We start from the raw sequence: 10,392 nt of genomic DNA, 5'->3' as shown, positions 1-10,392 counted from the left end.
ACCAGTTGGCTATTTCCCTCTTGATCAACAGAAGCTAATGGCTGACCTTTTTCTACTTAAAAAGCGGACAAATTTAGGACAAGAGGTTTTTCAAAAATCCTCTTTTAACTCTCTCAATTATTAATAAAATACCCAAATATGCTTTATAAACGTAAGAATGCCCATATTTCCTATCTTTATCTTTCGGCTTTAAAATTCCAATGGCGATAAACCGCTCTATAATCGCCTGTGCCCCTGGACGAGTGTAGCTCGTCCATTTTTGGATGGTGACATTCGTTGCGATATGTTGAGCAAACTATCTTGGTAAAATTTTTATAGCACTTTCTAAAGTACGTTTGCTGAGCGCTTGTATTTTCTCCATATCTTTTTCACCCAGCACAGCGATCTTACCCACGACATCGATTGCTTCATTAACTATTTCAATGACAGCATTTAGAAAAAATCTATCCAAGTAGAAATCTTTCCATGGTGGTAAACCAGTCAATTTTTCACAATAAAGTTGCTGGTATTTTTTAAACTAGGAAGATAAAACAAAACCGGTGTTTCCAAATAGCCTTCTTTCCATAAATAAAAAGTGATTAACATCGTTCCCGGTCTTCCATTAGCAGCTAAAAGCTAAACTCAAAAACAACTTGACGGGAAAAGGGGTGAGGGATAAAAGCTTTAAACTCTTGAGGCTGAGAGCGCATTGCTCCGATTGCTATGATGGTCATCAGTCTGTTTTTCGCTTCCTACTCAGAGTAAACAAAATATAGGGGTTTGTTTGCATTTTATTAATGGATCTAAATAAGGCTTTATTGCGAAAAATCTGATCTTTTCCGAGCGCCCTATCAAAATAATCCTTAAAAAGCGAATTGGAGCGGCGTTGGAAATTTTTAATTAATTGATTTTTAATGAAAAACTGGTAGGCACGATTGGTATCGAACCAACGACCCCCACCATGTCAAGGTGGTGCTCTACCACTGAGCTACGTGCCTACGCGGACGAGACAGGCTAACCTTAACATTACCTCCTATTTTGCGCAACCGGCTCTGGCCTGGTTTATTAATTGACGCTACAGTTTGCGTTATGGAAGCCTTAAAACCACTCTGAGAACCCTCTTCGGAAATTCGCTTACAAAGTCAGATGAGTCATTTTATCTCGGGATATTAACAAACGTTTTTCGTTAAAAATCGACGATTATCCTGCACTTCACCAATGGTCTATCGATCAGCCAGCACTCTTTTGGAAGGCTGTTTGGGATTTTTCTGGGATCAGCGCTTCGCGAGCACCTACCAACATTTTGCTAAGAGGCAAGCGGATGGAAGAATTCCAATAGCTCTTAGGTGCCAAATTTAACTTTACAAAAAATTTATTACGGCATCACAACCAAGACGTTACATTAATTTTTATTTCTGAAACAGGGTATTATCGGAGTATTACTTATGCTGAGCTCTACACGGAAGTCGCTACTCTTGCTATTTTTTTTACGTCAATTCCACGTTGCCCCTGGTGATTGCGTCGTTGGTGTCCTCTCTAAGCAGATCGAAACTGTAATTGCCATGCTGGCGACTGCTAGTGTTGGTGCCATTTGGTCAGCGTGTTCGGCGGATTTTGGGTTAGAAGGTCTTGTAGATCGTTTTGGACAAATTAAACCTAAGGTATTATTCGCCGCTGACAGCCATACTTATTAAAGGAAAAACTTATCATCATCTTGGTAAAATCCACCAACTCCAGCAGCAACTGACTTCACTAACGCGCACAATCATCGTTCCTAATAATCAAAAAAATATCGCTATTAATGAGTGAAAAAATGCCTCTCTTTATGCCGACTGCCTTCGTGTAACTTCTCTTCCTTTTTATTTTGAAGCACTTCCCTTTGATCACACCATCTAGATTCTTTATTCTTCAGGAACCACCGGAAAATTAAAATCTGTGGTGCATAACGCCAGCGGCACTCTCCTTCAACATCTAACGGTCGTGCTTTACGATGGTGCGCCTTTTATCCTACTCCCAGAGCTTTATTCGATTTAATCGACAAGGTTGGTATTTCCATTTTTGGCGTGGGTACAAAAATTTTAGACTAGGCTGAAAAATTCGATTTAGTCCTTAAAAAGAGACATAATTTTTTATCCTTAAAAACAATTTTAACGACAGGCTCTCCCCTTCTTCCTAAAAGTTTTGATTATATTTACAACAACGTAAAATTCAACATTCAATTGTCATCCATTTCGGGCGGCAGCGATATTATTTCTTGTTTCACTTTAAGAAATCCTTTATTGTCCGTCTATCGTGGCGAATTGCAGCGCATTGGCCTTGGCATGGATGTAAAAATTTTTAACGACGGCTGGGATTCCGTAATTGAAGAAAAAGGTGAATTAGTCTGTAAAAGTACTTTCCCTTCAATGCCAATTTATTTTTGGAATGATCCTAAAGGCAAAAAATATCACCAAGCTTATTTTGATAAATACCCGAATACCTGGGCCAACGGCGATTACGCTAAAATAACAAAACGCGGTACAATGATTATCTACGGGCGCTCGGATACCACGCTTAATCCTGGTGGAATCCGCATTGGCACCACCGAAATTTACCAACAAGTCGAAAAAAATTAATGAAATTCTAGATTATCTGGTTACCAATCGACAGTGGAAAGGGGATGAATGAATTATCTTATTCGTTGTTCTCTAAAAAGAAACTACTTTAATTGATTTATTGCGGAAAAAATTCAAACCACCATTCGCCAAAATCTATCAGCTCATCATGTACCGAATAAAATTATCTCTGTACCCGACTTACCTCAAAAAAATCGGTAACATAGTTGAATTAGCAGTAAAAAAATTATTAACGGCGAGTCAGTTAATAACTTAACCGCTCTCAAAAACCCGAAAATACTAGAACATTTCCAGAATCTCAAAGAATTGGTGAGTTAAGAAGACCCCTATCATTACCCAGAAGTGGTAAAGACTAAAAACTTAAACGCGAGATCACGAAGTTCAAAATGAAAATGGCTGTGACTTATGAGTAATAATATGGAAGATTTTTTTAACCTAATCCTTCCTGTATTCTCCTTCACTCCATACTAGCTAACGGTATTAATTCTCATCTCGCAAGGCTCAACGCAATACTTTTCCTACATTGGTTTTTGGCAACTCCTCTCGGAATTCAATAATTTTAAGCACTTTATAAGCGGTCAGAAATTTACGACAATGTTTTATAACCTCATCTTTCATTAAATTTTTATCTTTTTTAACAATAAAAGCTTTAATTTGTTCTCCTGTTTTTCCACTCGATACGCCGATGACAGCAGCCTCACGAATACCCGGATGAGAGGTAAGAATATCTTCAATTTCATTTGGATAAACGTTAAAACCCAAAACAATAATCATGTCTTTTTTTTGATCCAATAAATAAAGCCGCACTCATCGATTCGAACAGAACAATATCTCCCGTATGCAACCACCCATTATCATCAATAACCTTTTCTGTCTCCTCCAGCTTTTGCCAATAACCTCCCATCACCTGCAGGCATCACACGCACAACTCTCCTGGGTCGTGAAGCAGTAAATCATAGCCTTCCTCATCTGAATAAAGTATTGATCCCTACAAAAATGGTAATCTGACTTTCTCCTAAACTCTTAATAAATCCTTTAATATCACAGGGATTAGTAATCAAAAAACACGTTGCTCCCAGTGCCATAAAGCAAAAACAACAAACCGTTAGCGAAAAAATATGATAAAAAGGAAGCGCTCCTACGCTAGTTTCTTCTCCTAATTGATAGAATAGATTTCACCCACGCCTACGCTGCGCTATGTTGGCCAGAATATTCTGATGAGTTAGCATCGCGCCTTGGGGAACTCCTGTCGTTCCACCCGTGTATTGCAAAAAAGCAATATCATCCTTCTTCATTGGCACCTCTCCGAAAGGTAACTGAGCACCTTTGTTTAAGGCTTCTTTAAAAGAAATGCTACCTTTAATTTCCTAAGAAGAAACCATTTTATTAACATACTTAACGATAAAATTAATTACCGGTTTTTTCCACTTCAAACAATCGCCAATTTTTGTGACGATAACGTGTTTGATCTCACATTTTTCCAAAGCTAGCGAAAGCCTCTGGGAAAAACTTTCCAAAACAATAAGTCCTGTCACACCAACATCCTTTAATTGGAAAGCAAACTCGCGGGCGGTGTATAACGGATTAAAATTTACAACGACCAACCCAGCACGAAGGGCGCTAAACATAGCAACAGGGAATTGCAACAGATTGGGTAGTATGATACCGAATCGTTCTCCTTTCTTCATTTTGAGGTGTTTCTGCAAATAGGTGGCAAAATCACGGCTTAATTTATCTAGTTGAGAATAAGAAGTCGAAATACCAAAATTAATAAACGCGGTTTTATCTTTAAATCGTTTACAATAACCTTCTAAAACTTCTTGAAGCGAATGATAAGTCTCTACGTTAAGCATTTCAGTGATCCCTGATGAATAACTCTTTAGCCATATTTTTCGCATTATTTTAATTCCTCTTCTACAAATCGTGATGACAATTCTTCAAATCTAAAATCATCAACATTAATGATACGCATACGGGCTGCATATGCGTTTTGCAACTGCTCCGCTTCGCCAGAAGTAATTATTTTTTCAGCCTCCGCCATTTGCAATTTTTCCTCAAAAGTTTTTCCTTTAATTTTCCTTTCCTTTAACCCTCGATTTAATCTTTTCTGCAACGGTTCGGCAGCAATAACTTCTTTTAGAATGGAGTTTATGGGACGGATGGGGTTATGCGGTGTATCGCCTGTAAGCATGCTGCGCCAATCGTTCTCGAACCCGACTTGGGTACAAAAATATTTCTGCCACTTTTTGACCTAATTTGTCCGTAGGGGGCTTTGTGCATTTTCCAAAGGGAAAAATAATAAAACGCAAATATCTGGCCAACCATCGATTAGGCAAATTCACTAAAAATTCATTTAACCATCTTTCTGTTCGATATGATAAACTTTCACAAACCCACTGTATCAGTGGTGTCATTTCTTCTTCATTTACCAAGTCATAATATTTCATGACGGCAGAACCAATATAAAGATAACTTAACACGTCGCTTAGACGCCTAGATAATCTTTCCTTGCGCTTTAATTCGCCACCCATTATCAACATAGCCATATCAGAAACAAAAGCAAAAGCTACCGAAAATTGCAAAAATTATTGGTAATAGCGCCGCAGTTTGCCGCGAGGCACTCGACCGAAATAGCCCTTACTAATTGCTAGAAAAAAAGCACGTAATTGGTTCAAAAGAACATATACCATATAAGCAAAGATCGGTTTGTCAAAAGCTTTTAAATCTTTCTCGCTCACCGCTGTCATTTCTTTTAATAAATAAGGATGACAACGAATAGCCCCCTGTCCAAAAATAATAAGTGAACGCGTTAATATATTAGCTCATTCTACTGTAAAACCAAGCGGGCTTTCAATAAACCCTTGCGCTAAATAATTATTGGACCCCATACAAATGCCCTTACCGCCGTGAATATCCATCGCGTGACTAATCACTTCTCGATTTAATTGAGTAATATGATATTTGGTAATTGCCGATGCGACAGCCGATTTAAATCCGCGATCCAATATTAGAAAGATATAACTGCCAATACGTGTTAACACTTCTTGAACACCGCCAAATTTTCCAATAGGAAGGTGAAATTGACGGCGAATGCGCCGGCCGTAGGCTACCAGACACATAAACCGCCCACTTAACCCTTCCACTAACTAAAGAAGGCACCGAAATACTCCGGACCCGCTGCCAATCTCTCCATTAACATACGCCAGCCCCAACCAGCCATTTTTACGCACCAATAATATAAGTGAGCGGCACAATCATATCTTTCCCTTGAGTGGGTCCATTTGGGAATGCACAACATAAAGTAAAATGACGTCGCCCTGTAACAGCACCGGGTGTATTAACGGGGATAAGTGCACAGGTAATGCCGAGATTTTCTCGATCACCGATTAAGTGATCGGGATCATATAATTTAAAGGTAATACCGATTAAAGTGGCGATCGGAGCTAAGGTAATATAACGTTTATCCAAATTCAATCAAATAGCGAGCTCTCGTTTTCCATTAAATTCATAATGGCAGACGATGCCGTATCCTCAATTGAGGCAGCGTCCGATCCAGCGACAGGACTGGTCAGAACAAAACAAGGGATTTCTTCGCTCTTCGGTAAACGCGATAAATAATAATTTTTTTGTTCTTCAGTACCATAAGCTAATAACAATTCCGCTGGCCCCAGTGAGTTGAGGATGCTAACCACTACGGCTACGGCAATGCTAACGCTCAAAATTTTCGTAAGAATTTGTGTATGCGCTAACGCGGAAAATTCCTTTCCCCCATATTTTTTCGGAATAATCAGTGCAAAAAAACCGTGCTGCTTTAAGTGTTCCCAAATAAAATCGGGAATGGTAAACCAGCGCTGATTAATGTCCCAATCGTTAATCATACCGCATAACTCTTAAACAGGTCCTTCCAAAAACGCTTGTTCTTCGGGTGACAATTTACCTTTCGGTATATTTTTTAATTTATTCTAATCCGGCATGCCACTAAATAGTTCGCCTTCCCAGCCAACATTCCCCACAGTTAAGGCCTGGCGTTCCGTCAAGGATAAACGAGGCATTTTTTGGCGATAAAAAGACGAGATTTTTTGAAAAAATTTGGCGGAGTAAGGGTAATAAATTAAATAAAACAACCAGGAGTAAAAAACCACCCATAAACTCACCATTTCCCACAGAGTTATTGAACTTAAGAGAGAAACAAGAATAAGGAGAGGAGCGTAGCTAATGCTCCAAACCACCAACGAAACTCGATTGAAGGCGAGAATAACGGCTACCACGATAAATAAAATGACCCCATCCCAAGGTCAGCATGAGAAGCCTCCTGATTCTGATTGTCCATACAAAATAAGAATAACCAAAAGCGGCACCAATTGCACTAAAGCATTATCATCCACCCATCGAAAATTAGGCCATTCCAAAATAATCACGAGCGGTCCCATTAATAGCGCTAATAACCAATCGATCTTAAACCACCAACTGGCTAATCCCCAAATGAACATAACAACCACTATCCCAATAAAAACGATCCAAGTTCTACTTAATTGAGTACGGCGCAGCTCACCGAGTAAAGGGTCAACGATAGCGCAGGACCAAACTATAGGCATGGCGTATTGTTTCCCAGGAGCCAATAGCAAAACGAGACAAAGACTGACTATTGTCCATGCTAAAGACGAAATATTTTTCCCTTCCCTTTCACGTTGTCCCCATAGCAACCACCACCGTTTTAAACGCACGATTTCAAATAAAAGCATTAAGCCAATGATAACGAGCAGTAAAAATTTGGAAGATAAACCGAAAAAATTGAAGCGACTTTTTGCATAGCTGTAATAAAGGAAAGGAATAATTAACATCGAAAGATGAATAAAGCGCCTTAAAATGTGGCCTCTTATTCCACCGACTGTCTTGTGATAACCCTTATCCATTATTAGCTTTACGTGTATCATTTCGGCGATTTATAGAGATGGGAGTTGTGTCTAGCCCAAATGACCAGCGCTGCGTTTACTAATTCAAAGTTATATGGGAAAAGTTTAGACTCTATTGTCTTAGGATTGGTATAACCTAAGTGATAATACCCTTCAATGTCTCCTTTCAAAATCGTCCTCAATAACAGATCGCCTCCTTGAACAAGCACGACGCAATCTAACCCTATTAATTTTTCAATTTCTTTTCCGTAAACGCGAAGACCCGCAACAACTTCTCTTTGAGTAAAACAAGGCTCCACTGCGTCATCCGACACGACCAAATGCACGGTATTTTTATTTCTACTTAGGGATAAAGGTTAACTCTTCTTTTATTCTTCATCCTCGTTTTTTTTGACGTGCTCCATGAGTAGGCAAATCCGTCGTTTCTTATTGAAAGATTACATGGCCGGCATATTGCGCTGCAGATCGTTTTCCGTGCATTAGCCAATCGTAGCTACAATGAACACCTAAATTTAAAAGCGCTTTGACAAACCATCTTGCTGATTTTTCAGGAAGTGTATGTTTTTCGCCGTCCTCCCAATGTTGTAATGTTGTCTTTGCAATCCCTCATTTTTTGGCGAATTCTCATCGAGACAGTTTAGTCATTTCTCAGGCCGCCTGTACCCGCTTTGCTCTGCTCAAGCGTTCTTCCTTCAAACGCTTCCATAGTCATTCCCTCCACTTTTGAGGCGATGTAAGAAAAATCCCACAAGAAATTTGGTGAATTTCTGATTATAGCATTTATGTCAAATGTAACTCAATATAATAAAAAAGACCAGCATGTCGATTGAAGCATCACTGGCCCAAAATAAAATAGGTTTGGGGCGACAGTATCGCCCAGCACTTCCCTCAACCATGCATTTCTATGGTATCACACATCAGAGATCATTTTTAGTGTTAGGCATACTGTTGCCTCATCTGCACAATGATTACAAAAAAACCAATAAAGAATCCACTTATACTATTAGTCAAAGGTAATCCGTTCATTCAAAAAATTCATGTCCAATTGTTGAAAAAATTAAATTGCGAAGTGACACTGGCTATAAACGGACAATCGACTTTAGCTCTTTATTGCAAGAAATTCGATCTTATTTTTTGGATATCAATCTTTCAGACATGAATCGTACGGGGGTTTTCAAAGCGATACGGGAACGCACCAGCAGAACTCCCATTATTCCTGTAGTAAGAACAAATCCCGCTATTTTTCCGCAGGCATAAATGATTTTATTAAAAAACGAACTACTCAAACAATGTTAAAACGAGTGCTCAGTTATTAGATTCAGTGATTTGAACCCGGTATTGTGACATCTGGTTATTGGACCTAAGCTTCGATATCAAACTTAAGTTCAATTGCAAACAGGCAGCTCGCAAAGAAAATTCACAAACCCCATAATTATTACTTCCGAACAGCCATCTCGGACACTCGTGTGGCTAAAGAATTTTTCGAATATCATGTTCCAAACAATATCCTGAAAGCGGCTGATTTAAATTCGCTGCATCTTCAAAAAAGCAGTTTCATTGACGAGCACCTAAAAGCTTCCATGGCTAACATTCTTTATTCGGTGAAACTTAACTGTCGTCCTGGTTATTTTTATATAATTGTGGAACATCGGCGCAACCCTGATAAGTTAAATGCCTTACCGTCTCTTATGATATATCCTTCGTATTATTAATCATCACCTCAAGAAGAAAGATTATCTTCCTTTAACTATCGTGGTTCCTCTCATTTTTTATGACGAAAAAAACGATATCCCTATTCAACGGATCTTTTTACTCTATTTGGCGATGAAGAGCCATTAGCCCGAGAAGTACTCTTAAAACCTTTTACACTTGTTGATGTGACTCAAATGGGTGATGAAAAGCTCAAGGTGATGTGATGGGTAGGTATTATGGAACTCATTCAAAAACACATTTTTGCACGAGATTTTATTGCTTTTCTTAAGGAATTGTTACCCTTGTTAAAACGATTGAAGCAAGCGAACGCCCATAACTTAATTAGCAGAATCACTTATCTCCTCCAAGCTGATATTGAGAATCCCATTGAAGCTGTTAAGCTGATTCATGAAGAATTATCACCCAATATGGGAGGTGACATTATGTCCTTGAGTATTTCTATTTAAGACAAACGTCGTTGTGCTCATTGAGCACGCTGGAGCTGTAGCTGAAAGACTCCAAAAAAAGGGCCTTAAAAAAGGCCTCTCCGAAGGACAAAGCTTAGCTAAAGGACTCGAGCAAAAAATTCGAAATGAAGAAAAGCAATTCTTGGCCTGTCAAATGCTGCGATCCCTTATTGATTGCGAAACCAACAGGACTTCATTTAGAAGAAGTCCAAGCGGGCACCCTAAATAACGAGCAACTTTATACTAGTGTCTTGTCAACATTCAATTTTAGAGTTGGCGCGGGGTGCGATTAAAAGTATAGGTTTTCAACAAATAGCCTGTATGAAGCGCAGTGAAATACGGGGATGATAGACGAGATCATTATTTTCCCGTATTCTGCTTTGGTCTATACGTATATGGCCCCAGGGTTGTTGTCAACAATCAGTTTTGACGAAAAGAACGTATATGCGGCTTCACCGAGCCACCGCATGAATTAGCCTCATCAACCTCAGGTTTTACCTTAACGTCCTTAACATCACATTGCCGCGTTTACTAATCCGCGACAAGACCTCCTTATTCTCACTCGCGTGTTGTGGAGGAACTAACCCAATAAACACCAACAACTTGCCAGAAACAGATGAAATTGATGAATGTCCCTCCCCGTTCGCATAAACCGGCAGCGCCGTTAAATCCCCCCCGGCTGCGCTGTACCCGTTGACAATCCTCATTGGTTTTTACCACGGCTTT

9 protein-coding genes, 1 tRNA gene and 7 pseudogenes are annotated in these 10,392 nt (G+C 39.3%); 4 read left to right on the top strand and 13 right to left on the bottom strand.

Annotation, left to right across the window (positions count from 1 at the left end; translation table 11 throughout):
• Positions 1-295 precede the first annotated feature (295 nt).
• The gene (locus OWO34_RS03695) at positions 296-484 is read right to left on the bottom strand and encodes a hypothetical protein (protein ID WP_267256593.1); all 189 of its coding nucleotides are present in this window, start codon (positions 482-484) and stop codon (positions 296-298) included.
• A gap of 418 nt (positions 485-902) precedes the next feature.
• Positions 903-977, bottom strand: a tRNA-Val gene (locus tag OWO34_RS03690).
• A gap of 148 nt (positions 978-1,125) precedes the next feature.
• On the opposite strand from OWO34_RS03690, the pseudogene OWO34_RS03685 reads away from it, so the two are divergent.
• Positions 1,126-2,912: pseudogene (locus OWO34_RS03685) on the top strand (AMP-binding protein).
• A gap of 183 nt (positions 2,913-3,095) precedes the next feature.
• Here the strand turns inward: OWO34_RS03685 and OWO34_RS03680 are convergent.
• The 10 genes and pseudogenes from OWO34_RS03680 to OWO34_RS03635 all read right to left on the bottom strand — a co-directional run bounded on the left by OWO34_RS03680 (position 3,096) and on the right by OWO34_RS03635 (position 8,256).
• On the bottom strand, positions 3,096-3,401 hold the full coding sequence (locus tag OWO34_RS03680) for an AMP-binding enzyme (RefSeq protein ID WP_267256592.1): 306 nt from the start codon (positions 3,399-3,401) through the stop codon (positions 3,096-3,098).
• Positions 3,402-3,559: 158 nt separating this feature from the next.
• A pseudogene (locus OWO34_RS03675) lies at positions 3,560-4,447 on the bottom strand (AMP-binding protein).
• A gap of 44 nt (positions 4,448-4,491) precedes the next feature.
• A pseudogene (locus OWO34_RS03670) lies at positions 4,492-5,341 on the bottom strand (DUF1974 domain-containing protein).
• A 75-nt stretch (positions 5,342-5,416) separates the two neighbouring features.
• Positions 5,417-5,737, bottom strand: a complete 321-nt coding sequence (locus OWO34_RS03665) for a hypothetical protein (RefSeq protein ID WP_267256591.1) — start codon at positions 5,735-5,737, stop codon at positions 5,417-5,419.
• Positions 5,738-5,816: 79 nt separating this feature from the next.
• Entirely contained in the window at positions 5,817-6,062 is a 246-nt protein-coding gene (locus OWO34_RS03660; RefSeq protein WP_267256590.1) for a hypothetical protein, read from the bottom strand.
• A 2-nt stretch (positions 6,063-6,064) separates the two neighbouring features.
• On the bottom strand, positions 6,065-6,472 hold the full coding sequence (locus OWO34_RS03655) for an acyl-CoA dehydrogenase family protein (RefSeq protein ID WP_267256589.1): 408 nt from the start codon (positions 6,470-6,472) through the stop codon (positions 6,065-6,067).
• A gap of 84 nt (positions 6,473-6,556) precedes the next feature.
• Positions 6,557-6,862, bottom strand: a complete 306-nt coding sequence (locus OWO34_RS03650) for a hypothetical protein (protein WP_267256588.1) — start codon at positions 6,860-6,862, stop codon at positions 6,557-6,559.
• A gap of 27 nt (positions 6,863-6,889) precedes the next feature.
• Positions 6,890-7,507 (bottom strand): hypothetical protein, encoded by a 618-nt coding sequence (locus OWO34_RS03645; RefSeq protein WP_267256587.1) that lies wholly within the window; start codon positions 7,505-7,507, stop codon positions 6,890-6,892.
• Between the two features lie 17 nt (positions 7,508-7,524).
• Positions 7,525-8,110, bottom strand: a pseudogene (locus tag OWO34_RS03640) (helix-turn-helix domain-containing protein).
• A 34-nt stretch (positions 8,111-8,144) separates the two neighbouring features.
• Positions 8,145-8,256, bottom strand: a pseudogene (locus tag OWO34_RS03635) (hypothetical protein).
• 215 nt (positions 8,257-8,471) lie between these two features.
• On the opposite strand from OWO34_RS03635, the pseudogene OWO34_RS03630 reads away from it, so the two are divergent.
• The 3 genes and pseudogenes from OWO34_RS03630 (at position 8,472) to OWO34_RS03620 (ending at position 9,666) form a co-directional block, all read left to right on the top strand.
• Positions 8,472-8,823 (top strand): annotated as a pseudogene (locus OWO34_RS03630) (response regulator).
• Positions 8,824-8,973: 150 nt separating this feature from the next.
• Positions 8,974-9,219 (top strand): Rpn family recombination-promoting nuclease/putative transposase, encoded by a 246-nt coding sequence (locus OWO34_RS03625; RefSeq protein ID WP_267256586.1) that lies wholly within the window; start codon positions 8,974-8,976, stop codon positions 9,217-9,219.
• Positions 9,220-9,435: 216 nt separating this feature from the next.
• Positions 9,436-9,666, top strand: coding sequence for a hypothetical protein (locus OWO34_RS03620; RefSeq protein WP_267256585.1), 231 nt, complete (start codon positions 9,436-9,438; stop codon positions 9,664-9,666).
• Positions 9,667-10,166: 500 nt separating this feature from the next.
• Here the strand turns inward: OWO34_RS03620 and OWO34_RS03610 are convergent.
• Positions 10,167-10,392 (bottom strand): annotated as a pseudogene (locus OWO34_RS03610) (transposase); the annotation flags it as partial.

This window comes from Coxiella endosymbiont of Ornithodoros maritimus (assembly GCF_907164965.1).
Classification (GTDB): Bacteria; Pseudomonadota; Gammaproteobacteria; order Coxiellales; family Coxiellaceae; genus Coxiella.
This window is presented reverse-complemented; position numbering and strand designations above follow the sequence as displayed.

Bases quoted from the DNA above. Each gene is read 5' to 3' on its own strand.
- OWO34_RS03620 (WP_267256585.1), top strand. From the start codon at position 9,436: ATGGAACTCATTCAAAAACACATTTTTGCACGAGATTTTATTGCTTTT.
- OWO34_RS03655 (WP_267256589.1), bottom strand. From the start codon at position 6,472: ATGATTAACGATTGGGACATTAATCAGCGCTGGTTTACCATTCCCGAT.
- OWO34_RS03645 (WP_267256587.1), bottom strand. From the start codon at position 7,507: ATGGATAAGGGTTATCACAAGACAGTCGGTGGAATAAGAGGCCACATT.